Origin of the sequence: Helicobacter pylori (assembly GCF_015904775.1) — a bacterium.
GTDB lineage: Bacteria > Campylobacterota > Campylobacteria > Campylobacterales > Helicobacteraceae > Helicobacter > Helicobacter pylori_DM.
Genome location: NZ_JADZNC010000001.1, coordinates 130,457 through 153,027, shown reverse-complemented (window position 1 = coordinate 153,027; position 22,571 = coordinate 130,457). Strand labels below are relative to the sequence as shown.

Genomic DNA, 22,571 nt, shown 5'->3' with positions numbered 1-22,571 from the left:
TGTTTCTTCTAACTTTTCAACTTTCTTTATTTAAAATTTTCCATTTTAAGGTGTTTGAAATTTTTGTAATTTTCAATCTCTATGCTTTTAATCATTTGAATTTCGCCTTTTAATGAGCCTAGTTGATACTGCCAAGTTTATAGTCGCTCTAATTTTACATTATTTTGATTAAATTTTGAACGCTCACTTGTTGTAAACCTTGCGTTTAAATTATAATAGCAAGCTAATCCGCATTCTTTTTGATTTAAGAGTTAGTTTTGATTGTCTTTCTAGGGATCATACAAATCTCATTTTATTTAATTGGGTTCAATCTAACTCAAACAGATTTTTTCTAATCTGTCCTCTAAATTTGACCTTAATGCCACAGAGCCGGCAACTTAAGACTCCTTTTTTGGGGTTTGGGTTGAAAAGAGCCTTTTATTTTATCTTAAAGCGGTTTTTCTCCAGCATGTTTTGAATCGCAATAGAGGGCGATAGATAATTGTAACGCACTAAAATTTCGGTGATTTCTTTAAAAATAGGGGCTGCAATCTTGCTAGCGTAATATTCTTCCTTGCCGTGCGAGCCTAAGATAACCACGCCGATAGTAAAAACCTGCTTTTCATCTTCAGCGAACCCAAAAAAAGAGCTGTTGTAGGATTCCGCGCTGTAACTCCCGTTTTTGGCAACCCTAGCCGTGCCTGTTTTGCCCCCTATGTATAACCCTTCAAATTGAGCGTTTTTGCCTGTGCCATAACGCACCACTTTGATTAAGGTTTCTTTCATTTTCCTAGCGCTTTTGGGGCTAATGACTTGAAAAGTGGGTTTGGGGCTAGGGATGTAAATATCGCCATTAGGGGCGGTTTCTCGTTGCACTAAATAGGGGGTAGTCAATTTGCCTTCATTAGAAAACACCGCATAAGCCCTTAAAAGCTGCAAAAAAGTCGCGTTCAGCCCATAGCCATAAGAGACGCTGCCCTTTAACACTTCACGCTTGAAAGCGGACAAAGGAGGGATCTTTCCTGTGGCTTCTAAGGATAAATCAATGCCCGTTTTTTGAGAAAATCCATAGCCTAAAAGCCCGTTATAGAAATCCTCTGGGTTTAAGTTTTTACTGATTTTTATCATGCCCACATTGCTAGATTGGATCAAAACGTCTTCCACAACGGCCTTTTTACTGGGGATAAAGTCGTCTTTAATGGTGTATTTTCCTAATTGGTAATAACCATGGTTTAAATCAATGCGTTCTTTGGGGTTGATTAGATTCTTGTCTAACAGCAAGGAATAAACAATGGGTTTAATCGTGCTGCCTGGCTCAAAAACCTTTTCGGCAACGCTCAAATTCAAGCTTTCATAATCGCTGGTTTTAATGGCGTTAGGATTGAAGCGCTTGCTTGAAGCCAGCGATAAGATTTCCCCGCTTTTAGGGTTAATGATACCCACTAGGATTTCTTTAGCCCTGAGTTTGTCTTTAGTTTTATCTAATAGGGTTTCAATTTCTCTTTGGAGTTTTAAAGGAATGCTCAAATACACCTCATAGCCATCAAGCCTTTCAACCTCTGTGTAAGAGTGGTTTTGGATAAAGTTAAAGCTTACATCTCTTTTGCCTGTTCTTATGCCATTTTGTTGGGCTTTAAGCAAGTGATCTTGAGATTTTTCAACGCCTTTTTTACCGGTAGTTAAAGTGAGTTTGTCTTCTTCTTGTTTTTGCACATAGCCAATGATTGGCTCTAGGCTATTTTGATAAGGGTAATGCCTAGAAACGCCGCTCACTTCAATGTTTAGCCCTTGCTTTTGCCACACTTTATCGTGCGCGTCTTTGAAATTTTGAAAAACCCCAAAGGTTAAAAATTTCTTATTCAAGTCTCTAATATTAGCGGCCATATTGGGCGTGAGATCATAGGCTAGAATAATATAGCCTTTCGTATTGATGGCGTCTTTTAAGGACTTTTTAGGGATATTGCTATAGATAGAGAGAAAATCAATGAAAAAATCTTCTTTATCCGGGTTTAAAAACCTTGTGTCAAAGCCCAGTTTGAAAAGGGTTTGTGAAGTGGCTAGGCTGTAGTTGTCTTGACTATAAATAGTCCCCCTAGTAGCGGTGTCTTGTTTGATCATCACCAAAGTGGGCATGTTGGCTTGCGCAAAAAAAGCTTTTTTAAAAGCGACCATTAAAAAAATAAAAAAAAGCAACAAAAAGATTAGCGCCGTAACCACACCCTTGTCTCTTTGGATTTTTAGGAATTGCTCTGGGTTGAAGTAAGGATCAATATTCTTATTATCCATGAACGCTCACTTGAAAATGGCGTGGCGTTGGACTTTCACAACGCATGAGAGCATGAATTTTTGATGATAAAATCCGTTAAAATGAGATGTAGCAACAACAAACCCTCTCTTTAAAAAGGACCAAGCGATCATTTAAAGAGACACCACTTAAGAGATTAGATCTGCGTTCTTAAAAGCTCTTTATAAGCACTGATCGCTTTGTTACGCACTTCAAGCATGAGTTTCATGCTCGTTTCGGCCTTCCCTATGGCGATAGCCGCTTGGTGCAAGTCTTTGATTTGCCCTGTCGCCATATCCGCTAAGGCTTTATCAGACTGCTCTTGAGTGTTGTTAAGCTCATTGATAGATTGTTTCAAGAGTTTAGAAAACTCCCCACCTTTTTGTTCTTTAAAGGCGTTACCCGATTCTTCTCTTTTAGTCCTGTTGTCCGTGTTAAGCTCAGAGAAAGGACTCAATAAGCTTTTATCATTGTGTATGGCTTGCATAGAACCTCCTTAAGCTCTTTTTTAAAAATTTAATTCTATTAAATATCTTATTCATTTCTGTATTCTACTGATCTTTGGCTAATACTACCTAAATTTCCTTATACTACCATAAATTGTTGGAAATCGTTCATGTTTGTAACATGCCTATCGCATTTTGCGCCATGTTTTTAGCGCTTTGAAAGGCTGCAACATTGGCCTGATAGGCTCTAGTCGCTTCCACTAAGTCCGCCATTTCAACCACCGCATTCACATTGGGGTAAGCCACATAGCCTTGAGCGTTAGCGTCAGGGTGGCTGGGATCGTATTTCATCAACGGCTCGCTATCATCGCGCACAATCTTATCCACCACCACGCTTGTAATGGGGATTAAGGGGTTGTCATCGCCTTCATCTAAAGGGTCTTCATAGGGGATAATTTGATTGTTTTGGGCGATTTTTTGGTTTAAAATCTCATTGAAATCAAAAGCCTTAAACACCGCTTCTTGCCTCCTATAAGGGCCTCCTTCGCTCGTGCGTGTGGTGTTAGCGTTAGCGATATTAGAAGAAATCAAATTAGCCCTTAAGCGTTGGGCGGACAAACCATAACCGCTAATATCAAAAGAAGATAAAAACATGCTTTCCCTTAACTATAAATTCTTACTGGAATCAATGGCGTAATTGATCACGCCTCGATACTTTTTTAAGGCCGAACTCAAGGCTAAATACATGGTAGAGTTCTTGCCCATTTCACTCGTTTCTATGTCTAAATCCACGCTGTTGCCATCATTTTTAGCCAAATGCCCATCTCTAAAAAAAAGGCTTGCCCCATTTTTAGCGCTATTTTCAAAGTCCAAATGCCTAGGGTTAGTGTGGGCTAAAGGCAAAACTTTACTGGATTGGTTTTCAAAAATTTCTGCTTTTTTCTCCGCTAAAACGCTTTCAAAATCCAAATCCTTTGGCCTGTAAAAGGGGGTATCCACATTAGCGATGTTAGAAGCGATCATATCCTGCCTTAAAGCCCTATAATCCAACGCTTTATAAACCAATCCAAACGCTTTAGAAAAATCCATATAAAACCCCTTTTTTAAACCCTTGCAAATTAATAACATGCAAAAAGCATTCCAAAACTGGCTCGCTTTTTCATCAAAGAATGCGATCAATTTCAAAGCATGCTTAAGCTTGAGCGATAAGCCAATTCAGAGCCATTATAGTGTAAAATACCCCTAAAATACCTTAAGAGAACGCCTATTCAAAAACCAAAATAAGGAAATCCTAATGACTACAGACAGAAACCTGTTTTTTTGCACTTCGCTATTGATTTTTTTGGGGGTATTGATGAGCTATTCGCTCTCAACTTACACCACAGTGGTGCTGTATCATTATGGGGAATTCCATTTTTTCATACGCCAGCTTTCAAGCGCGATCATAGGGATTGTTATCATGTGGGGGTTGTCTAGGGTTGATCCTAGCAAGTGGTTTGGCCGTTTGGGGTTTTTTCTCCTTTTTGTCCCACCATTACTCATTATTGGCATGTTTTTTTTGCCAGAAAGCCTTTCTAGTAGCGCTGGGGGGGCGAAGCGATGGATTCGTTTGGGGTTTTTTTCTCTAGCGCCTTTGGAGTTTTTAAAGGTTGGTTTCACCTTTTTTCTTGCGTGGAGTTTGTCTCGCACCTTTGTGGCAAAAGAAAAGGCTAATGTTAAAGAAGAACTCATCACTTTTGTGCCTTATTCGGTGGTGTTTGTGGCCTTAGCGATTGGGGTAGGGGTTTTGCAAAACGATTTGGGGCAGATCGTTCTTTTGGGGGCGGTTTTAGCGGTGTTGTTGGTTTTTTCTGGGGGGAGTGCGCATTTGTTTGGCTTGATTGTTTCAGGGGCGTTTGCGATCAGCGTTTTAGCGATTGTTACAAGCGCTCATAGGATTTTGCGCCTAAAATTGTGGTGGTCTAATTTGCAAAATTCGCTTTTCACGCTTTTGCCGGATAAATTAGCGAACGCTCTTAGAATAAGCGACTTGCCCGAATCCTATCAAGTCTTTCATGCAGGCAATGCCATGCATAATGGGGGGTTGTTAGGGCAAGGGCTAGGGCTAGGGCAAATCAAGCTTGGGTTTTTGAGCGAAGTGCATACGGACATGGTCTTAGCTGGGATCGCCGAAGAATGGGGGTTTTTGGGGTTATGCGTTTGTTTTATTTTGTTTTCTGTTTTGATTGTTTTGATTTTTAGGATCGCTAACCGCTTGAAAGAGCCAAAATATTCGCTATTTTGCGTGGGCGTGGTGCTGCTTATTAGTTTTTCTTTGGTGATCAACGCCTTTGGGGTGGGCGGGATTCTTCCGGTTAAAGGTCTAGCGGTGCCGTTTTTGAGCTATGGAGGGAGTTCGCTTTTAGCGAATTGTATCGCTATAGGGCTTGTTTTAAGCCTAGCGCGATACACGAAGGGCTAAAAATACTAGCCCTTTTTAAAAATCAATGCCATAAAAAGGGTTCAACTTCTGCGTCATTCAAATCAAAAACCACTTTATAATAATCTTTGACTATCGCATTAATATCCACGCCTTTAAACGCTTCTGGGTGGGCTTTTAAGGCAATATACAAGCTAATGAGTGGGGCTCTAGGACCGCCAATATCCATCGTGGGGAGTTTATAAACTTGCTTGTTTTTGATAGCTTTGATAGTGGAAAACTTGGGGTTGTTTAACACATCTTCAGGCGTGAGTGGGCTTACCCACCAAATAAAGACAATCTCAGGGTTTTCTTTAACGATTTTTTCCACACTAATATCAGCACGCCCAAACTTAACGTATTTCAAGCCAAAATTGTCTATACCCCCTTTTTCTAAAATATCTGAATCAAGGGCTTGATGGCCGCTAATCTTATTGGCTTTATGGAAAAGTTCCACTCCTTTTTTCTTTTTAACGCCTTTCAAACGCTCAGCAATAAAGTCCAAAGTTTCTTGCATTTTGGCCAATTTTTTAGAAGCGTCAATTTCTAAGGCTTTAGCTTGAGCGTCAATATCCTCCATGACTTCTGCAATGGTTTTTTCTTGGAAAGAAAGGAATGAAATCCCAAATTTTTTCGCATGCTCTACGGCTTTAGGGTTGCCCACAAAGGTTACCACAAGATCGGGGCTAAGTTTTTTTAAAAGCTCCACATTCAACGCCGCCACATGATCACTGCTCATGGATTTAATGCGTTTAGGATCTTTGAGAGTGGCTTTAACAATATCAGATTTAAAAGCGTAATCCGAAATGCCCACAACCCTATCCCAAGTATTGAACATGGCAGGCACTTCTGCAAAGCTACCCAAGTAGATTATTTTAGAAACAGGAAGCTTTATGGTTTGCTCCCCGAAATAATCCTTGACTTTAACTTCTTGCACTGAAGCGTTAGCCACGCCCAATAAAGATGAAACAATAAGTGCGCCTAAAGAATAAGAGATTAAAGCTTTTTTAAAGCGAGCGATCAGCATAACAATTCCTTTTGTATGATTTATGAAGCGATTATAACATCACTAAGAAAATAACAATAGTAAAAATGAAACTATTTTTCATAAAATCTTAAAATTTAAAAGGAAATATCTTTTCATTAACTTTTTAAGAATATACTCCACTATGTTTCCGCTGATTGAGTGGAAAGCATAATAAAATTAAATCTGTTTTAGGTTTAATTTTGATCCAACAAAATTTTAAAACACTTAAGGAGTTGTATATGTTAGTTACAAAACTTGCCCCCGATTTTAAAGCGCCTGCCGTTTTAGGAAACAACGAGGTTGATGAACACTTTGAGCTTTCTAAAAATTTAGGTAAGAGCGGTGCGATTCTTTTCTTCTGGCCAAAAGATTTTACTTTTGTATGCCCTACAGAAATCATTGCGTTTGACAAAAGAGTGAAAGACTTTCACGAAAAAGGCTTTAATGTGATTGGCGTGTCTATTGACAGCGAGCAAGTGCATTTTGCATGGAAAAACACCCCTGTAGAAAAAGGCGGTATTGGTCAAGTAACTTTCCCCATGGTGGCTGATATTACTAAGAGCATTTCTAGAGACTATGATGTGCTGTTTGAAGAAGCGATCGCTTTGAGAGGAGCTTTTTTGATTGACAAAAACATGAAAGTAAGACACGCAGTGATCAATGACTTGCCATTAGGTAGGAATGCAGACGAGATGCTTCGCATGGTAGATGCTCTCTTGCACTTTGAAGAACATGGTGAAGTGTGCCCAGCAGGCTGGAGAAAAGGCGATAAAGGTATGAAAGCAACTCACCAAGGCGTTGCAGAATATCTTAAAGAAAATTCCATTAACCTTTAATGGTTTAATTCGCTGTTTGATCAAGAGAAACTTCGTTTTTCTTGGTTGAATCCTTTTCTTTTTATTCTTTGCCAGTTTCTAAAATTTTCGTATCGTTTTATCTTTTTATCATTTTTGAATTAATTTTTTTTTAATAAAGGGTTTTTTATGAACATATTCAAGCGTATTATTTGCGTAACCGCTATTGTTTTAGGTTTTTTTAACCTTTTGGACGCCAAACACCACAAAGAAAAAAAAGAAGACCACAAAATCACTCGTGAGCTTAAAGTGGGCGCTAACCCTGTGCCGCATGCGCAAATCTTGCAATCAGTCGTGGACGATTTGAAAGAGAAAGGGATCAAATTAGTGATCGTGTCTTTTACGGATTATGTGTTGCCTAATTTAGCACTCAATGACGGCTCTTTAGACGCGAATTACTTCCAGCACCGCCCTTATTTGGATCGGTTTAATTTGGACAGAAAAATGCACCTCATCGGTTTGGCCAATATCCATGTGGAGCCTTTGAGATTTTATTCTCAAAAAATCACGGACATTAAAAACCTTAAAAAAGGCTCAGTGATTGCCGTGCCAAACGATCCGAGCAATCAAGGCAGGGCGTTGATTTTATTGCATAAACAAGGGATTATCGCTCTCAAAGACCCAAGCAATCTGTACGCTACGGAGTTTGATATTGTCAAAAATCCTTACAATATCAAAATCAAGCCTTTAGAAGCCGCATTGTTGCCTAAAGTTTTAGGGGATGTGGATGGGGCTATTGTAACAGGGAATTATGCCTTGCAAGCAAAACTCACCGGAGCCTTATTTTCAGAAGACAAGGACTCGCCTTATGCCAATCTAATAGCCGCTCGTGAGGATAACGCGCAAGATGAAGCCATAAAAGCGCTGATTGAAGCCTTGCAAAGTGAAAAGACCAGGAAATTCATTTTGGATACCTATAAAGGGGCGATTATCCCGGCTTTTTAAGCCATTTGGATAAAATCCATCTTTATGATGAAAGGGGGTTTTTTTAGGCGCTAATAAAAAGCTTTGTTCTCATTGGATATTGATCAAAAATACTAAAAGTATTTTTAGAATAAAACGAAAAGAGCTTGTGCTAATCAAGTGATAATTTCCTAAAAAGCGTTATTTCTTAAGGGGGAAATGGCACAAAATAACCTCCCCCCTTACCCCTTTAAGAAAATAATGATCAAATCTAAAACGATGAGGCAAATAACTAAAACCCCATTTTTAAAAAGATTAAATAAGACTTTAGCTGTCAATATGCGATTAGAATAAAGCCAAAAATACAGCAAGCCTAAATCTCATTAAAGTTTTACGCTTTTAGAGTGTTCTTTAATGAATACCAGTTTTAAACCACCCGTTAGACTGAGTTATAGAGCGCTGAAACAAGTTGGCTGGTCTTTAGCGTTTAGATGGTTGCGTTTTTGAAAAGGTTTAAAATTTGATTAAAGATAGCCAAGCTCATAGAGTTTATTACTCATTTTCACTAACAAGCCCCCTAGTTTTGATCCCCCTTCCCCATGTTCTACTAGAATAGTGATAGCGTATTTGGGTTTTTCATAAGGCAAAAATGCCGTAATCCACGCATGGGATCGATGGAAATATTCCATATCCTTTTCTTTCATGCGATTGACGATGTTTTGAGCGATTTCTACGACTTGCGCGGTGCCGGTTTTACACGCTAAAGTAACCTTAGAACCTCTTGTGGAATGATAAGCGGTGCCGTCTTTATGGTTGCACACTTCATACATTCCAACGCGCAAGGCTTGGAGCTTCTTTTTTTGAAAACTATTTAGGGGATCTTTGAGCGGTTGTTGGTTGTTGATAGCGAAATGAGGCGTTGCCAGTTTGCCCGTAGCAATGAGTCCCGTGTAGGCTAGCACCTGCAAGGGCGTGGCTAAAAAAGAGCCTTGCCCAATAGCGGTAATGAGCGTGTCTCCAACGCGCCAATCTTGATTGAAGCGTTTGAGTTTCCACAAATTATCCGGCACAATCCCCACAAATTCATTCGGCAAATCAACGCCCGTTTTTTCCCCAAAGCCCACTTCCCTTAAGGTTTTAGAGAGTTTTTCTATAGAAATTTCAAGCCCAAACTTATAAAAATACACATCCACGGACTCCCTAATGGCTTTATACAAATTGGAATTGCCATGCCCTGTTTTTTTCCAGTCCCTAAATTTGCGCTTACCCACTTCAATAAAAGGGGGGGTGGGTATGGTGGTGTTTTCTGTGATATGAAGATTTTCTAAAAAGCTCAAGCCCACGCCCATTTTAACCACAGATCCCGGCGGGTATAAAGCGTTAGCGAAGCGGTTTAGTAGGGGGTTATAAATATCATCTTGAAGTTTTTGCCATTTGTCTTGACTGATCCCGCCTACAAAATCGTTCAAATTGTATTCAGGGTAACTTCCTGCAACGAGCAATTCCCCATTTTCTGCGTTCATCACTAAAATAGCCCCCCTTTTATTTTCAAAGAGCTTGTCCGCTTCTTTTTGCAAGCGTTTGTCTAAACTCAATTGCAAGTGGTTGCTGGTGCTTGGCGGCACTACTTCTAAAGTGGCTAATTCTTGATTGAGCGCATTGACACGCATGATTTTATAGCCCACCTTGCCTTGTAAGAGCTTGTTGTATTCTTTTTCAACGCCGGTTTTGCCCACAATCTGGCTGTATTGATTCTCTTCATCGTCTTTCAAATCTTGCAAGCTTGCCACCCCCACATAGCCTAAAACATGCGAAGCTAAAGCGTTATTAGGGTAGTAGCGCTTGTCTAAGGGAAGCGCAAAAATGCCTTGAGTTTGGATGAGTTTGGTATAAAGGGATTGCATGGTGGCATAGGGAATGAAGCCCACCACTTTAATGAGGTTGTGGTTATAAAGCGAATTTTCTTTTTGGTAATTGTTTAAAAGCGTTTCTTTAGAAAAGTTAGGGAAAAATGTTTGGATGATTCCAATTTTTTCTAAAAGTTCTTTTTGTTTCAATCCGCTAGGCAAAAACACGCCAAACACCAATTCATTAGTGGCTAAAAACTCATGGTTTCTGTCTGTAATATTGCCTCTTGTAGGGACTAGAAATTCCTTTTTAGTCATGTTTCGTTCAGCCAGTTTTTCATAGTATTCTTGATTTTTAACACTTAAAATAAATAAATTTAAAACCAATAACCCCCAAAACCCTATAAAAACAAAGAGCAAAAGCTTATAGCGAAGATTTTTCATACAAACCCCACAAAGCACTCTCTATTAAAGCAAAAAGAGCGAGAAAGCCGAGTATTTTCAAACTCAAAGACACCGAAAAAAAGCGCGATAAATAAAGGTAATAAACCAAAAAAACATGCAAAGTTTTGAATAAAAAGCCGTCATTAAAAAACTTTAAAGAGTTTTTATAGACGATTTGATGGTAGATTAAAAACAATAAAGCCAAAACGCCTAAAGTCTTTAAATGCATGCTCTCAAACCAAAACAAACAACCAAACACGCTCAAACTGGGTAAAAAATGATCGTATTTTTTCGCATAAAACAAGAATAAAAACCCAATCATAGGGGGTAAAAAAGGCATTAAATCTCTCAAAAGGCTATAAAAATAAAAACCAAAGATCCCTAAACATAAGAAAAAAAAGGAATCTTGTTTTAAAGAGAGCATGGTTTTGCGGCCTATAAAGGGTTAGTGAGCAAGTATTTCAAAAGGGTTTGGCGCACGATTTCAAGGGTTGGGTATTTTGAAGAAAGAGCGTTAAAATGGGTGGTATTGATTAAAAAAGGTTTAGGAGCGTTTAAAAAAAGGCGGTGTTGCTCGTTTTTATTCAACTTGTCAAATTTCGTAAAAAGAGAAAGGTAGGCTTGATCGGGCCTTAAAAGGGCTTGAATATTTTCTTTAGCGTTTTTGTCAATTTCTAAATCCAAATGGCGCGCATCCACTAAATGGATAAAAAGTTTGATAGAAACCCTAACGCTCAACAATTCCCATAAAAACCCCTCCCATTCTTTTTTCAAGCTTTTAGAAACTTTAGCGTAGCCAAACCCGGGCAAATCAATCACATTAAAAGTGGCCCTTAAGGCGTTTTCTTTATCTTCCCAAGTGGTGGAAAAAAAATTCGCTAAGCGGGTTTTTCCCGGCGTCGCTGAGCTTTTGGCGAGATTTTTCCCCAACAAAGTATTAATAAAGGCGCTTTTGCCTACATTGCTACGCCCTAAAACCACCATCTCAGAAGTCAGGCTTGCGGGGCATTGAAAAAGTTGGCTAGAAGAAGTGAGAAAATGAGCGTCTTTAATGGCGATCATGGTTTTTCCTTAGCGCCTTTCTTCTTCAATTTAGCCTTACGATTTTCTTCATTAATATCTTCCATATCAAACACAAATTTAGCGGGCCGCTTCGCGCTCCCCAACACATCAGCATAGCCCTTAGTTTTGTTTAAAATGATTTCATCACCGGTGATGACATTGGATTTCCCCACTTCTCTAACCACCGCATTTTGCAATAATTTGTATTCCCCATTCAGCGCGTTATAAATGAGCTTGTCAGCGCTCCCGCTGATTTCACGATTGTCCTCTGTAAAGATATTAAAATGCGTGTTCCCTGTGGCTTCATAGTGCTCTGGCTTTCGTTTATCATTTAAAAACACGCTCACTTTATCCGCAAACAACCGGTCTTTACCTTTTTTGATCTGCACATTACCTTGAATAACGGCGGTTTTTGTTTTGTCGTTCGCTACAAATTGGTTGCCAGTAATCTCTAAAAGCTCTCTTTCTTTTTTCAAACCTTTATTCTCTGTTTTTTGAGCGCTCATCACGCTTAAAATACCAAAACAACACACCAAAAAACACCACCAACGCATTAAAAACCTCCTTTGAAAGTGGGGAATTTTTTCTTTTCTTTCTGGCTTTGTTTGATTTCATCTAAGAATAAATGCGCTTGAATGCTTTGAGCTTCAATAATGGCTAAAGCATGCGAATAAGAAATGTCAAGCCCTTCAATCTTACTATCTTTTGAAATGAGAATGAAACGGCCCTTGCCTTTAAAATTTTGCTCCTTGTGGTTGTAAATCCCTGTTTCACTCCAAAAACTAGAATCGTCGCTTCTTTTATAAGTAACCCCATTAGGGAAGAAATACAAATCCTGCTGCCGCTTGGCTTTAGGAGATTCAACGCTTTCAATGGTGTCTTCATCATAGCGCTTGATTTTGGAATCAAAAAAGATTTCGTAATCATCGTATTGTAAAGCTTTTTTACCCTCTATGGAAAGATCAAGGATTTTATCGTTGATTTGAAACGCTTTAAAATTTTCTAATTCAATTTTAGGGATATTTTCTTTAGAGACCACGCTAGTGGGTTGGGAACGCAAAAAGAAAAAGACTAGCCCTATCGTGATGAAAGACAAAACCACAAAAAAGTTTAAAACGCTATTAGAGGTAAAGCTTGAGTGCTTCATCTTGCAAGCCTTCTAATTCTAAAAGATAATCAATCGCTTCCCTAACAGCCCCCTTACCCCCTGAATTTTGCAACACTTTATAAGCCTTACTTTTAAGCAAGGGGTGTGCATCAAAAGGAGCGAAACTCAAAGCGCATGCCTTAAACATGCCTAAATCGTTATAATCATCGCCTACGCATGCGATTTCTTGCGTACTCAATTGCAAGTCTTTTTTGAGCCGCTCCACAACCACGCTTTTATTTTCAACGCCCATAAAAACAAACTGAACGCCCAAACTCTCCATGCGTTTTTTCACCATGATTGAAGTTCTTCCTGTAATGATAGCGATTTTTTTGCCTAATTTTTGCCATAGCGTCATGCCAAGCCCATCTTTGACATTAAAAGCCTTGATCTCGTGAAAATTCTCATCAAAATACAACGCCCCGTCCGTGAGCGTGCCATCCACATCTAAAAGCAATAACTTAATCATTCTCTCGTTAAAACCGCATTCTGGTTGTATTTTTTCATAAAGTCCCTAGCCTCTTCTTCGCTTTGAAACCCTTGAACTAAAACTTTATACAAATCGTCCTTAAAAGCAACCTTGACGCTGTAATTTGGATTTTCTGCTTGCAATTTATCCGCTAGAGTTTGAGCGCCTATTTGGTTTCTAAAAGCCCCCATTTGCAAAGAAAATTTCCCTCCGCTCACGCTTTTTTCGCTCTCGCCGACTTTAAATTCCTTGTGTAAGATCTTTGAATAGCTGGCGTTAAAGGATTGTTCGTATTGCGTGGAGATAACCCCACCAAAACCCAAAACAATAAGACGCACGCTGGCTGTGCCTTTTTTAACCATGTCAATATCCCTAGCGGCCGCATTAGACAAATCAATGATGCGATCGCTCACAAAAGGCCCTCTATCATTAATGCGCACGATGGTGCTTAAGTTATTATCAACATTGATGACTTTCACCACGGTGTTCATGGGTAAAGTCTTATGCGCGGCGGTGTGGGCATACATGTTATAAATTTCCCCATTACTGGTTTTTTTGGCATGGAAGTTAGGGCCATACCAGCTCGCAATGCCATCAAATTTTTCGCCTAAATCCACTTTAGTGGGGTAATACCACTTGCCCCCCACTTGATAAGGGCGCATGGTGGCTCTTTGGATCGCACTAGAATCGCGCATGCCGTTATCTAGGGGTTGTTTTGTATTGCTATCTTGCGAATCGGTGTGGTGTTTGAAATGGCGTTCAAAAAAATTGCGTTTATAGGTGGCTTTTTTGGTTGTCGGGTCATAGTCTTTAGCGTTTTCATAAGCGCGCAAGCTTTCATGCTTATAAGACAAATTCTTTATTCCCTCTTTTTTAACCGCACAAGCGCTAATCAAAAAAATAACGCCTAAAAAATAAACTTTTTTTAACGCCAAACCCATTAAAATTCCCTTGTAGCGATCGATTTCTTATTGGTGGGGATGATTAAGCGTTGGTGGATAAAGATATTAGAATCTTTGAGGTTATTGGCTAATTGGATACTGGAAATACTGACTTGATAGCGTTTAGCGATAGAAGACAAGGTTTCTTTAGGCAAGACCACATGGGTGATGAAAGGGCTTTTAGGACTAGCTTGAATGTTTTTATTTTGTTTGAGTTGGCGTTGTTTGAAAAGGGCGAGTTTTTCATAAGGGATATAAATGGTGTAGGTGGGGTCTTTAGAGGGCAGAATGTTATAGCGGAATTGGTGGTTGTAGGATTTTAGGGTTTCCAAACTCAAGTTTAAATTTTTGGCCACTTGGACTAAAGAAGTGTGTCTTTTAAACGGGACGCCCACTAAACTCACCCTCGCCCCACGATTGAGCAAGTATTCTTTATCTTTGAGGTTGTCTAGGCTGTTGAATTTCAACGCCAGGCTTAGAATGGAGCGGATATACTCTCGTGTCTCTTTGGGGAGGTATTTTTTATCTTCATCCAGCAAAATCTTAATATCCGAAGTGCCGGCGGCTTTAATAGCGTTTTGAACCTTGTGTAAGCCGTAATTATACGCCATAGCGACCAAATACCACTCCCCGGTTTGCTTGTAGAGCTGTTTCAAATAAGTGATCGCCGCTTGAGTGCTTTTAATGGGGTCTCTTCTTTCATCAATGTAATGATTGACCTTAAGCCCTAATTCTTTAGCCGTGCTTGGCATGAATTGCCAAATCCCTACCGCTTTTTTCCTGCTATAAGCCCTTGATGAAAATTTAGACTCTGCCATGGCTAAAAACAAAAATTCTTGTGGCACGCTCGCTTCTATGAGCATGTTTTTAATGATGGGGATGAACTGGTAATTCACATCAAATCTTTTGACAAGTCTCTTCCATTCTTCTTCTTCATTCACTTTTTTTAAAACGCCTGGCATTTGGGATAAAAAGCTCGCATTAACCCCAAAGGCCTCTAGCGCTTTGGTGTCAATATTAGATTCAAAAGCCATTTTCGCATGGCCTAAAGAAGCCAATAAAAGGGTAACAAAAAAAACCAACCATTTTTGACTAAAACACTTCATTCTTTTTGACATCGCATCCTAATAACTATCCAGCTTTTAAAATAGCCTTGATTATAGCTAAACTTGAATAACGCTTTCTAACAAGCCCTAATTTTAGGGGAAACTAAAGAGCGTGTGAGCGTTATGCGTGCTTAAAGAAGCGAGTTCTTCAGTCTCTATGTTGATGATTTCGGCAATTTTTTGAGCGATTAAAGGGATATAAGTAGGGCTATTCCTAGTACCTCTAAAAGGGTGTGGGGTCAAATAGGGCGAATCCGTTTCTAAAAGAAGCCTGTTTTTAGGGATTTTAGGGAGAATCTCTACCAGTCTTTTAGCGTTTTTAAAGGTGCTAACCCCCCCTATACCATAGTAAAAACGATCGCTCAGTTCTAAAAGCATGCTATCAGCGTTAAAGCAATGCAACACCCCAAAAGCTTTAGGATAGCTTTTTAAAAGATTCAAACTATCAAAACTCGCCTCTCTAATATGGATGATCAAGGGCTTGTTGTGTTGGATAGAAAACTCAATCTGTTTGGTGAAAACTTCTTTTTGTTTGCTTTTATAATTTTCTCTTTCATTCAATTCAGGCAAGCGGTAGTAATCCAGTCCGCATTCGCCTATCGCCACGCACTTTTGATGACTGACAAATTTTTCAAACAGGCTTTCATCAAAACTCTCCACATCATAAGGGTGAGCGCCTATAGCAAAAAACACGCCTTCAAATTTTTCGCTAATTTCTATTGCTCTATTCAAATCTTTCATGTCCGCGCCAGGAATCACGCATTGAGTAACGCCTTTTTCTAGGCTTTCTTTTAACACTTCTTCTAAATCGTTTTCATAATCCTTGTGATCCAAATGGCAATGCGTATCAATAAACATGCTTCTATCCTGTGGTTTTATTTAGCTATGTTATAATAGTCAAACATTCTAACATAAGGAGAATAACAATCAATTATGTTTAGCGGGTTAATCCATAAAATAGCTAAAGTGAAAAGTTTCCACAACAATATTTTAAGCATAGAGAGCGATCTCAATCCCAAGCTTGGCGACAGCATTGCGGTTAATGGGGCGTGTTTGACCGCCATAGAAAGTTCAAAAACGCATTTTAGCGTGGAATTGAGCCAAAAAACCCAAAACAGCGTAGCGTTAGAAAATTACAAGGATTTAGTCCATATTGAGCCAGCCTTAAAAGCCGATGCGAGTTTGGATGGGCATTTTGTGCAAGGGCATATTGACGCTATTGGGGTCATTGAAAAAATCATTCACAACGCTAATCAAGTGGATTTTTTCATCAGCGTTTCTAAAGAAACGCTTTTATTGTGCGTTGAGCAAGGCTCTATCGCCATTGATGGGGTGAGTTTGACTTTAAGCAAAGTAGAAGAAAAGGGGTTTTGGCTAACGATTATCCCTTACACTTTAGAAAATACCCTTTTTAAGACTTATCCACTCAAACGGCGCGTGAATATTGAAACGGACATGTTGGTTCGCAGCGTTGCGTCTATTTTGAAAAAAACAAAAGGGTTTGAAAAAAATTTCTCTTGGAATGACGCGGATTCTTTGACTTTAGGGTATTAGATGAATAAAACCATAAAAGCCGCCGCTCTAGCCTATAACATGGGGCAAGATCATGCCCCAAAAGTGATCGCAAGCGGGGTGGGCGAAGTGGCTAAAAGGATCATTCAAAAAGCTAAGGAATACGATATAGCGCTCTTTTCTAACCCCATGCTGGTGGATTCGCTTTTAAAGGTGGAATTAGACTGCGCGATACCTGAAGAATTGTATGAAAGCGTGGTGCAAGTGTTTTTATGGCTCAATAGCGTGGAAAATAACGCGCAAATGTCCAAGTGATCGGGATATAAAGTTAAAACGATGGTAGTGGAATTAAAGAACATTGAAAAGATTTATGAAAACGGATTCCATGCTCTAAAAGGCGTGAATTTGGAATTGAAAAAAGGCGATATTTTGGGCGTGATAGGCTATTCAGGGGCGGGAAAATCCACGCTCATCCGCTTAATCAATTGTTTAGAGCGCCCTAGTTCTGGCGAAGTGTTAGTCAATGGGGTCAATCTGTTAAACTTAAAGCCTAAAGAATTGCAAAAAGCACGCCAAAAAATAGGCATGATTTTCCAACATTTCAATTTATTGAGCGCTAAAAATGTGTTTGAAAATGTCGCTTTCGCTTTAGAAATCGCCCGATGGGAAAAAAATAAGATCCAATCAAGGGTGCATGAATTGTTGGAATTAGTGGGGTTAGAAGATAAAATGCATTTTTACCCTAAACAGCTCAGCGGTGGGCAAAAACAACGAGTGGCAATCGCTAGGAGTTTAGCGAATTGCCCTGATTTGTTGCTTTGCGATGAAGCCACATCCGCGCTGGATTCTAAAACCACGCATTCTATTTTAACGCTTTTAAGCGGCATTCAAAAAAAGCTTGACTTGAGCATCGTTTTCATCACGCATGAAATTGAAGTGGTTAAAGAATTGTGCAATCAAATGTGTGTGATCAGCAGCGGCGAAATCGTGGAAAGAGGCTCGGTGGAAGAAATTTTTGCTAACCCTAAACATGCCGTTACTAAAGAATTGCTTGGCATCAAAAACGAGCATGGGGATCAAAAATGCCAAGACATTTATCGCATCGTGTTTTTAGGGGAGCATTTAGACGAGCCGATCATTTCTAATTTGATCAAGCGTTTTAAAATAGATGTGAGTATCATTTCAGGCAATATTGAAGAGCTTACGACTAAAGATATAGGGTATTTAGTGGTGCGGTTTTTAGGCAGCACTACAGAGATTCAAAGGGCTTTAGAGTATTTGAACGCTTTAGGCTTACAAGTGGAAAAATTAAAGGATTAAAATGATTTCTCAAATGCTCATTCAAGCCACGCTAGAAACGCTTTATATGGTGTTTGTGGCGAGTTTTTTGGCGGTTGTTTTTGGCTTGCCTTTGGGGGTTTTATTGTTAGTGAGTAAAAAAGGGCATCTGTTAAACAAACCCCTTTTGCATAAGATTTTAGACACTTCTATCAACATGACTCGCTCTTTCCCTTTTATCATTTTGATTATTTTGCTCTTGCCTCTATCGCGCTTTTTGATTGGCACAAGCATTGGATCTAGCGCGAGCATTATCCCGTTAGCCATTTCAGCCATTCCTTTTGTCGCAAAGCTTTTTGAAAATTCTCTAATGGAAGTAGAGCATGGCAAGATTGAAACCACTTTAAGCTTGGGAGCGTCTCATTTGGAAGTCGTTAAAATGATGCTTTTAGAGAGCCTGCCCTCTTTAGTGAATAATATCACCATCACTTTAATTTCTCTAATAGGCTATTCGGCTATGGCTGGAGCGTTAGGGGCTGGGGGATTGGGGGATTTAGCCATTAGGATTGGCTATCAAAGTTATAGGGGCGATGTGCTTTTTTACGCGGTGGTTGTGATCATCGTTTTAGTGCAAATCATTCAAAGCGCGGGGGATTATGTGGTGAAACGCTTGAGAAAGAATAAGTATTAGGGATTTGGTTCTCATCAAATGCGAATATTCAAAGCCAACTTTAACTCTTTGTTTTTTAAACGGGATTTCTAAGCTTTGTTCATGGCGGAATTCAACTCTTTAAAAACGCTTTTAAAGGTTATCGCTCAACACTTGGATTAAAGCTTTTTGCGATCAAATATTCCATTAAATTCTCATGCAAAAATGGGCTTTATTTCGCGCCATTGATAAATTGATTCATCTGCTCTTCTAATCCTATGATTTGCGTTATCGCTCCCTCTAAAATTTCAAAATTTTTAGCGTTTTTTGGGGCAATGCATGCAAGCTTGTTGGAAGACTTTTCTAATGATTGGATGTCTTTAAGCAAGGTTTTTAAAACCCCTACGCTTTTAAAATCCTTCTCAAAATAATCATCAAATTGTTGCTCTGTTTGAGACAAATTCTCTAAAAAATCGTTTTGAAGGCGTATTTGAGTGCGATCATGCCCGGTTTCAATACAGGTTTTATAGGTTTTATTGATCGCAGTCAAAACCTCTTTGGCTTTCAAAAAAGCCTTGGAAAGCTCAGCGATGATTTCATAATGTTCGCCCTCCGCTCTTAAAAACCCTAAAAAGAGCACAATGAGCAATAACTTTTTTAGCATTTTATCCCTTTACCATTGATAAGAAAAGCTCACCCCATAGCGGCTACTGCCTTTAAAGTCGCTAGAGATTTCAGGATAGAGCATCCATCGCTTGGGTTTGTAGCGTGAAGTGAATAAATAGGCAAACCCCCATGCGATAAGACTGCCGATCGTAACTTGCAAGATCGTGTGTTGTCCTGCCACCACTCTGCTAGCGTCAGTGAGGATTGCAAGAGCGATCACAGGAAGAGCCGGTTTCCACCCGTAGCGGTAATACACAAACCCAGCCGCGCTAAACACCCCCCCAGCATGCCCGCTTGGCATGCCTCTCCAAGAATTACAGCATGGCCGTTTAGCAAATCCCACTCTAGCCCCATCTTTATGGGCGGTGCTAAAAGCTCCTTTAAGGCCATAAATCACTCCTTGAGTGACTAATGTGCCGACCGCTAATTCCCCTAATCCTCTATAATCGCGCATCGCCAAACTGACCGTGCCTACAAAAATAGGCAAAAACCTAAGCACATCGCCAATCTCTTCTAAAATGTATGCCCCCTCATTGATCGGCTCACTCCTTAAAGGATATACCCATAAGAGCAGACTCAAAAAAAGACTTTTGAGCTTTTTCATTAGAACGCCCGCTTTTCTAAGGCAAAAACTTGCCTGCTCAAATAAGCATAGCCTATTAAATAGCATGCGATAAAGACTAGGCTAATGACAATGAGCGCGTAAGAATTTAAACGAAACAAGACGCTGATTAAAATAAAAGGCAAGTTGCACAGAATAAGGATAAACGCGCATAAAGGGTTAGGGTAATTGAAAGAGCGTTGTTGCAAGAATTGGAATAAGAGGGTGTGCAAATGCAAATTATCCGGCATGGTGGCTTTCTGGCGTTTTATTTTGCGCCTTAGGATACTAAAAAGCACCTCTATGACTGGATAAAGCATTAAATTTAGCCCAAAAAACACGCTGATTTTTTGCTCCAAACTCAAATCCAAAAGGGAAATCCCGCACACCAAGCCCAAAAAATACGCCCCTCCATCGCCTAAAAAAATCTTTCCTGAAGGGAAATTTAACACCATAAACCCAAGCACCATGTAAGCGAGCAAACAAGACAAACTGCTAGGGTCTATATAATGAATGACTAAAAGAGTAATCGCGCAAATCCCTGATGCCAGCCCGTTAAACCCATCAATAATATTAATGGCGTTACTGATACCCACCAGCATAAAGATAGCGAATAAAAAAGCGATAAAATAAGGCAAGCTAAAAAGGGGCGAAAAATCGCTCACCACTAAAGGCGTTGATGAGATGATGCAAATAACCCCTACGGCTTGCAAAATAAGGCGTATTTTGGGGCTTAATGAAAGGTTAATGTCTTCTAAAAAACCGCTCAAAAACACTAGCGACAGCCCTAAGAAAACAAAAAACCCCTTAAAAGGCATCTCAAAAGGTTCAAAATAACAAGCCAACGCAAAAGAAAGAAAGATCCCAAGCCCCCCGGCTCGTGGGGTTCTTGCATGATGGAAGCCTTGTATTTTATTAGCGTTATCCACAAAGAGCATGGATTTTTTAGACCACAAAACAATCAAAGAGCAAATAAATAAACTGGTTAAAAAATATAGCACCCACAACACTTTTATTGGATTTAATTGACATTTTGTTTTGGGTATTATAGCATTTTTAAAAGATAGCTTGATGATAAAATCTTATAGGTATAAGAGGTGGGTTTTATGTTACAATTCCAAAAATCATTATTATAAAATAAAGGATAGCCATGCGTTTTGGATTGAATATTGATCACATTGTTACTTTAAGGGAAGTGAGAAAGACTTATGAGCCTGAGATTTTAGAGGCTCTGTTTATCGCTAAAAACACCCATAAAGTGGATTTAATCACCATCCATTTGAGGGAAGACAAACGGCACATTCAAAATGAAGATGTTTTGAGACTGCTTGAAATAAGCCCCTTGCCTATCAACATTGAATGCTCTATCAATACTGAAATCACTGATTTTTTATGCTCTTTAAAAAATAAGCCGAGTAAGGTTACGATCGTGCCTGAAAACAGAAATGAGATTACGACAGAGGGGGGATTGGATTGCTCATTAAAGGGTTTGGGGGAAGTTATTAGAGCGTATCACAATAAAGGCATTGAGGTGTCTTTGTTTGTTGATCCTTTAAAAGACGCTCTGCATTTTGCAAAGGAGCATCAAGTCAAGCAAGTGGAGTTCCACACTGGGGTGTATGCGAATTTGCACAACGCTTTATATTCTAACGCTAACAATCAAATCCATGCCATTAGCGCGCTCAAAGACAAAAGCCCCAAAGAATTGAAAGAAGAATTGCATAACGCCTTTTTGCAATTAAGGAGAATGAGCAAAGAAGCGTTTTTTATGGGAATTGTGGTGTGCGCTGGGCATGGGTTGAATTATACTAATGTGAAAGAATTGTTAAAAATCCCCTCTTTAAGAGAGCTTAATATCGGTCATAGCGTGATTTCAAAAGCGGTTTTAGTGGGCTTAGAAAAAGCGATTTTAGAAATGGCGCAACTTATTAAGCGATAAAATGGCTAAAAAGAAAATTGCGATCAGTTGCGGGGATATTCAAGGCGTAGGCTTAGAATTGATTTTAAAAAGCCATAAGGAAGTGAGCGCGATTTGTGAGCCGTTGTATCTCGTTGATGGCGAACTTTTAGAGCGAGCCAATCAATTGCTTGATAACGCTTATGAAGCTAAAACGCTTAACACACTCGCTATTGATGCCCCCTTACCCTTATTAAACTCTAGCACGATAGGCAAAGTCAGCGCTCAAAGCGGGGCGTATAGTTTTGAGAGTTTTAAAAAGGCTTGCGAGTTAGCGGATAGTAAAGAAGTGGATGGCATTTGCACTTTGCCTATCAACAAACTCGCATGGCAACAAGCTCAAATCCCTTTTGTGGGGCATACCGATTTTTTAAAACAACGCTATAAAGATCATCAAATCATCATGATGCTTGGGTGTTCAAAACTCTTTGTGGGGCTATTTAGCGACCATGTGCCTTTAAGCGCAGTTTCTCAACTCATTCAAGTGAAAGCGTTAGTTAAGTTTTTATTAGCGTTTCAAAAAAGCACTCAAGCTAAAATCGTTCAAGTGTGTGGCTTTAACCCCCATGCGGGCGAAGAGGGATTGTTTGGGGAAGAAGATGAAAAGATTTTAAAAGCCATTCAAGAGGGCAACCAAACACTGGGCTTTGAATGCTTTTTGGGGCCACTGCCGGCTGATAGCGCTTTTGCCCCTAATAAACGCAAAATAACCCCCTTTTATGTGAGCATGAGCCATGATGTGGGGTTAGCCCCTTTAAAAGCGCTCTATTTTGATGAAAGCATCAATGTGAGTTTGAACGCCCCCATTTTGCGCGCTTCCACTGACCACGGCACAGCGTTTGATATTGCTTATCAAAACAAAGCGAACAACAAAAGCTATTTGAACGCGATCAAATATTTGGCTTAAAGATTTTAAAATACAAGCCAACAAAGTATAATTC

The 22,571-nt window shown here is 39.5% G+C and carries 27 protein-coding genes and 1 pseudogene; 9 read left to right on the top strand and 19 right to left on the bottom strand.

From position 1 onward, the window contains the following. Window positions 1–29 precede the first annotated feature (29 nt). The 6 genes and pseudogenes from I6852_RS08300 to flgB all read right to left on the bottom strand — a co-directional run. Window positions 30–95: pseudogene (locus I6852_RS08300) on the bottom strand (AAA family ATPase); the annotation flags it as partial. Window positions 96–417: 322 nt separating this feature from the next. Beyond that, window positions 418–2,265, bottom strand: a complete 1,848-nt coding sequence (locus I6852_RS00760; RefSeq protein WP_197291141.1) for a peptidoglycan D,D-transpeptidase FtsI family protein — start codon at window positions 2,263–2,265, stop codon at window positions 418–420. Window positions 2,266–2,271: 6 nt separating this feature from the next. Next, a complete protein-coding gene (locus I6852_RS00755) occupies window positions 2,272–2,397 on the bottom strand; it encodes a hypothetical protein (RefSeq protein WP_001929974.1) in 126 nt (41 codons plus the stop codon). A gap of 23 nt (window positions 2,398–2,420) precedes the next feature. Further along, window positions 2,421–2,750 (bottom strand): flagellar hook-basal body complex protein FliE, encoded by a 330-nt coding sequence (gene fliE / locus I6852_RS00750; protein ID WP_001147916.1) that lies wholly within the window; start codon window positions 2,748–2,750, stop codon window positions 2,421–2,423. A 127-nt stretch (window positions 2,751–2,877) separates the two neighbouring features. Further along, window positions 2,878–3,363, bottom strand: coding sequence for a flagellar basal body rod protein FlgC (gene flgC, locus I6852_RS00745; RefSeq protein ID WP_000480086.1), 486 nt, complete (start codon window positions 3,361–3,363; stop codon window positions 2,878–2,880). 12 nt (window positions 3,364–3,375) lie between these two features. After that, window positions 3,376–3,798, bottom strand: coding sequence for a flagellar basal body rod protein FlgB (flgB, locus tag I6852_RS00740; protein ID WP_000347750.1), 423 nt, complete (start codon window positions 3,796–3,798; stop codon window positions 3,376–3,378). A 205-nt stretch (window positions 3,799–4,003) separates the two neighbouring features. Here flgB and I6852_RS00735 point away from each other — a divergent pair, with 205 nt between their 5' ends. Beyond that, the gene (locus I6852_RS00735; protein ID WP_197291143.1) at window positions 4,004–5,170 is read left to right on the top strand and encodes an FtsW/RodA/SpoVE family cell cycle protein; all 1,167 of its coding nucleotides are present in this window, start codon (window positions 4,004–4,006) and stop codon (window positions 5,168–5,170) included. Window positions 5,171–5,192: 22 nt separating this feature from the next. Here the strand turns inward: I6852_RS00735 and I6852_RS00730 are convergent, their stop codons facing one another. Continuing rightward, a complete protein-coding gene (locus I6852_RS00730; protein WP_197291144.1) occupies window positions 5,193–6,194 on the bottom strand; it encodes an ABC transporter substrate-binding protein in 1,002 nt (333 codons plus the stop codon). Window positions 6,195–6,433: 239 nt separating this feature from the next. On the opposite strand from I6852_RS00730, the gene I6852_RS00725 reads away from it, so the two are divergent. Beyond that, a complete protein-coding gene (locus tag I6852_RS00725) occupies window positions 6,434–7,030 on the top strand; it encodes a peroxiredoxin (RefSeq protein WP_026938544.1) in 597 nt (198 codons plus the stop codon). Window positions 7,031–7,177: 147 nt separating this feature from the next. Then, window positions 7,178–7,993 (top strand): MetQ/NlpA family ABC transporter substrate-binding protein, encoded by an 816-nt coding sequence (locus I6852_RS00720; RefSeq protein ID WP_079360675.1) that lies wholly within the window; start codon window positions 7,178–7,180, stop codon window positions 7,991–7,993. A gap of 482 nt (window positions 7,994–8,475) precedes the next feature. Here the strand turns inward: I6852_RS00720 and mrdA are convergent, their stop codons facing one another. The 9 genes from mrdA to I6852_RS00675 all read right to left on the bottom strand — a co-directional run bounded on the left by mrdA (window position 8,476) and on the right by I6852_RS00675 (window position 15,825). Continuing rightward, complete coding sequence (mrdA, locus tag I6852_RS00715) at window positions 8,476–10,242, bottom strand: penicillin-binding protein 2 (protein ID WP_197291145.1); 1,767 nt, start codon at window positions 10,240–10,242, stop codon at window positions 8,476–8,478. Continuing rightward, window positions 10,223–10,666: a hypothetical protein gene (locus tag I6852_RS00710; protein WP_097687688.1), complete on the bottom strand. Its 444-nt coding sequence runs from the start codon at window positions 10,664–10,666 to the stop codon at window positions 10,223–10,225. Before I6852_RS00710 ends, mrdA begins: the two co-directional genes overlap by 20 nt. Window positions 10,667–10,677: 11 nt before the next feature. Further along, window positions 10,678–11,304 (bottom strand): ribosome biogenesis GTP-binding protein YihA/YsxC, encoded by a 627-nt coding sequence (yihA, locus tag I6852_RS00705; RefSeq protein WP_197291146.1) that lies wholly within the window; start codon window positions 11,302–11,304, stop codon window positions 10,678–10,680. Further along, the gene (lptA, locus tag I6852_RS00700) at window positions 11,301–11,858 is read right to left on the bottom strand and encodes a lipopolysaccharide transport periplasmic protein LptA (protein ID WP_197291147.1); all 558 of its coding nucleotides are present in this window, start codon (window positions 11,856–11,858) and stop codon (window positions 11,301–11,303) included. The genes yihA and lptA overlap by 4 nt, the downstream gene beginning before the upstream one ends. Then, window positions 11,858–12,451 (bottom strand): hypothetical protein, encoded by a 594-nt coding sequence (locus tag I6852_RS00695; RefSeq protein WP_197291148.1) that lies wholly within the window; start codon window positions 12,449–12,451, stop codon window positions 11,858–11,860. The genes lptA and I6852_RS00695 overlap by 1 nt, the downstream gene beginning before the upstream one ends. Then, the gene (locus tag I6852_RS00690) at window positions 12,426–12,920 is read right to left on the bottom strand and encodes a KdsC family phosphatase (protein WP_197291149.1); all 495 of its coding nucleotides are present in this window, start codon (window positions 12,918–12,920) and stop codon (window positions 12,426–12,428) included. The genes I6852_RS00695 and I6852_RS00690 overlap by 26 nt, the downstream gene beginning before the upstream one ends. Then, on the bottom strand, window positions 12,917–13,861 hold the full coding sequence (locus I6852_RS00685) for a septal ring lytic transglycosylase RlpA family protein (RefSeq protein ID WP_197291150.1): 945 nt from the start codon (window positions 13,859–13,861) through the stop codon (window positions 12,917–12,919). The genes I6852_RS00690 and I6852_RS00685 overlap by 4 nt, the downstream gene beginning before the upstream one ends. Then, window positions 13,861–14,979 carry a lytic transglycosylase domain-containing protein gene (locus tag I6852_RS00680; protein ID WP_197291151.1) on the bottom strand — a complete coding sequence of 373 codons (1,119 nt, stop codon included), beginning with the start codon at window positions 14,977–14,979 and terminating at the stop codon, window positions 13,861–13,863. Before I6852_RS00680 ends, I6852_RS00685 begins: the two co-directional genes overlap by 1 nt. A gap of 81 nt (window positions 14,980–15,060) precedes the next feature. Then, on the bottom strand, window positions 15,061–15,825 hold the full coding sequence (locus I6852_RS00675) for a TatD family hydrolase (protein ID WP_079370440.1): 765 nt from the start codon (window positions 15,823–15,825) through the stop codon (window positions 15,061–15,063). Between the two features lie 75 nt (window positions 15,826–15,900). Here I6852_RS00675 and ribE point away from each other — a divergent pair, with 75 nt between their 5' ends. Genes ribE through metI form a run of 4 tightly spaced genes read left to right on the top strand, consistent with a single transcriptional unit; the run spans window position 15,901 to window position 18,448 of the window. Next, a complete protein-coding gene (ribE, locus tag I6852_RS00670) occupies window positions 15,901–16,521 on the top strand; it encodes a riboflavin synthase (RefSeq protein WP_197291152.1) in 621 nt (206 codons plus the stop codon). Beyond that, window positions 16,522–16,794 carry a FlhB-like flagellar biosynthesis protein gene (locus I6852_RS00665; RefSeq protein ID WP_001044047.1) on the top strand — a complete coding sequence of 91 codons (273 nt, stop codon included), beginning with the start codon at window positions 16,522–16,524 and terminating at the stop codon, window positions 16,792–16,794. A gap of 21 nt (window positions 16,795–16,815) precedes the next feature. Continuing rightward, entirely contained in the window at window positions 16,816–17,799 is a 984-nt protein-coding gene (locus I6852_RS00660; protein WP_197291153.1) for a methionine ABC transporter ATP-binding protein, read from the top strand. A gap of 1 nt (window position 17,800) precedes the next feature. Beyond that, entirely contained in the window at window positions 17,801–18,448 is a 648-nt protein-coding gene (gene metI / locus I6852_RS00655; RefSeq protein WP_000625464.1) for a methionine ABC transporter permease, read from the top strand. Between the two features lie 190 nt (window positions 18,449–18,638). On the opposite strand, the gene I6852_RS00650 is transcribed toward metI, so the two are convergent. Genes I6852_RS00650 through wecA form a run of 3 tightly spaced genes read right to left on the bottom strand, consistent with a single transcriptional unit; the run spans window position 18,639 to window position 20,683 of the window. After that, window positions 18,639–19,070, bottom strand: coding sequence for a hypothetical protein (locus I6852_RS00650; protein ID WP_197291154.1), 432 nt, complete (start codon window positions 19,068–19,070; stop codon window positions 18,639–18,641). 9 nt (window positions 19,071–19,079) lie between these two features. After that, the gene (gene lpxF / locus I6852_RS00645) at window positions 19,080–19,676 is read right to left on the bottom strand and encodes a lipid A 4'-phosphatase (protein ID WP_001925529.1); all 597 of its coding nucleotides are present in this window, start codon (window positions 19,674–19,676) and stop codon (window positions 19,080–19,082) included. After that, on the bottom strand, window positions 19,676–20,683 hold the full coding sequence (gene wecA, locus I6852_RS00640) for an undecaprenylphosphate N-acetylglucosaminyl transferase WecA (RefSeq protein ID WP_197291155.1): 1,008 nt from the start codon (window positions 20,681–20,683) through the stop codon (window positions 19,676–19,678). Before wecA ends, lpxF begins: the two co-directional genes overlap by 1 nt. A 140-nt stretch (window positions 20,684–20,823) precedes the next feature. Between wecA and pdxJ the strand changes: the two genes are divergently transcribed. Continuing rightward, window positions 20,824–21,612, top strand: coding sequence for a pyridoxine 5'-phosphate synthase (gene pdxJ, locus I6852_RS00635; protein ID WP_197291156.1), 789 nt, complete (start codon window positions 20,824–20,826; stop codon window positions 21,610–21,612). 1 nt (window position 21,613) lies between these two features. After that, a complete protein-coding gene (pdxA, locus tag I6852_RS00630) occupies window positions 21,614–22,537 on the top strand; it encodes a 4-hydroxythreonine-4-phosphate dehydrogenase (RefSeq protein ID WP_197291157.1) in 924 nt (307 codons plus the stop codon). Window positions 22,538–22,571: the final 34 nt, after the last annotated feature.

Excerpts from the sequence above, each read along its gene's own strand:
- flgC (WP_000480086.1), bottom strand. The coding sequence starts at position 3,363 with ATGTTTTTATCTTCTTTTGATATTAGCGGTTATGGTTTGTCCGCCCAA.
- I6852_RS00735 (WP_197291143.1), top strand. The coding sequence starts at position 4,004 with ATGACTACAGACAGAAACCTGTTTTTTTGCACTTCGCTATTGATTTTT.
- ribE (WP_197291152.1), top strand. The coding sequence starts at position 15,901 with ATGTTTAGCGGGTTAATCCATAAAATAGCTAAAGTGAAAAGTTTCCAC.
- I6852_RS00760 (WP_197291141.1), bottom strand. The coding sequence starts at position 2,265 with ATGGATAATAAGAATATTGATCCTTACTTCAACCCAGAGCAATTCCTA.
- flgB (WP_000347750.1), bottom strand. The coding sequence starts at position 3,798 with ATGGATTTTTCTAAAGCGTTTGGATTGGTTTATAAAGCGTTGGATTAT.
- fliE (WP_001147916.1), bottom strand. The coding sequence starts at position 2,750 with ATGCAAGCCATACACAATGATAAAAGCTTATTGAGTCCTTTCTCTGAG.
- mrdA (WP_197291145.1), bottom strand. The coding sequence starts at position 10,242 with ATGAAAAATCTTCGCTATAAGCTTTTGCTCTTTGTTTTTATAGGGTTT.
- I6852_RS00685 (WP_197291150.1), bottom strand. The coding sequence starts at position 13,861 with ATGGGTTTGGCGTTAAAAAAAGTTTATTTTTTAGGCGTTATTTTTTTG.
- lptA (WP_197291147.1), bottom strand. The coding sequence starts at position 11,858 with ATGCGTTGGTGGTGTTTTTTGGTGTGTTGTTTTGGTATTTTAAGCGTG.
- I6852_RS00725 (WP_026938544.1), top strand. The coding sequence starts at position 6,434 with ATGTTAGTTACAAAACTTGCCCCCGATTTTAAAGCGCCTGCCGTTTTA.
- I6852_RS00720 (WP_079360675.1), top strand. The coding sequence starts at position 7,178 with ATGAACATATTCAAGCGTATTATTTGCGTAACCGCTATTGTTTTAGGT.
- I6852_RS00660 (WP_197291153.1), top strand. The coding sequence starts at position 16,816 with ATGGTAGTGGAATTAAAGAACATTGAAAAGATTTATGAAAACGGATTC.
- metI (WP_000625464.1), top strand. The coding sequence starts at position 17,801 with ATGATTTCTCAAATGCTCATTCAAGCCACGCTAGAAACGCTTTATATG.
- yihA (WP_197291146.1), bottom strand. The coding sequence starts at position 11,304 with ATGATCGCCATTAAAGACGCTCATTTTCTCACTTCTTCTAGCCAACTT.
- I6852_RS00690 (WP_197291149.1), bottom strand. The coding sequence starts at position 12,920 with ATGATTAAGTTATTGCTTTTAGATGTGGATGGCACGCTCACGGACGGG.
- pdxJ (WP_197291156.1), top strand. The coding sequence starts at position 20,824 with ATGCGTTTTGGATTGAATATTGATCACATTGTTACTTTAAGGGAAGTG.
- I6852_RS00680 (WP_197291151.1), bottom strand. The coding sequence starts at position 14,979 with ATGTCAAAAAGAATGAAGTGTTTTAGTCAAAAATGGTTGGTTTTTTTT.
- I6852_RS00730 (WP_197291144.1), bottom strand. The coding sequence starts at position 6,194 with ATGCTGATCGCTCGCTTTAAAAAAGCTTTAATCTCTTATTCTTTAGGC.
- I6852_RS00665 (WP_001044047.1), top strand. The coding sequence starts at position 16,522 with ATGAATAAAACCATAAAAGCCGCCGCTCTAGCCTATAACATGGGGCAA.
- I6852_RS00710 (WP_097687688.1), bottom strand. The coding sequence starts at position 10,666 with ATGCTCTCTTTAAAACAAGATTCCTTTTTTTTCTTATGTTTAGGGATC.
- I6852_RS00695 (WP_197291148.1), bottom strand. The coding sequence starts at position 12,451 with ATGAAGCACTCAAGCTTTACCTCTAATAGCGTTTTAAACTTTTTTGTG.
- I6852_RS00675 (WP_079370440.1), bottom strand. The coding sequence starts at position 15,825 with ATGTTTATTGATACGCATTGCCATTTGGATCACAAGGATTATGAAAAC.
- pdxA (WP_197291157.1), top strand. The coding sequence starts at position 21,614 with ATGGCTAAAAAGAAAATTGCGATCAGTTGCGGGGATATTCAAGGCGTA.
- I6852_RS00755 (WP_001929974.1), bottom strand. The coding sequence starts at position 2,397 with ATGATCGCTTGGTCCTTTTTAAAGAGAGGGTTTGTTGTTGCTACATCT.
- lpxF (WP_001925529.1), bottom strand. The coding sequence starts at position 19,676 with ATGAAAAAGCTCAAAAGTCTTTTTTTGAGTCTGCTCTTATGGGTATAT.
- I6852_RS00650 (WP_197291154.1), bottom strand. The coding sequence starts at position 19,070 with ATGCTAAAAAAGTTATTGCTCATTGTGCTCTTTTTAGGGTTTTTAAGA.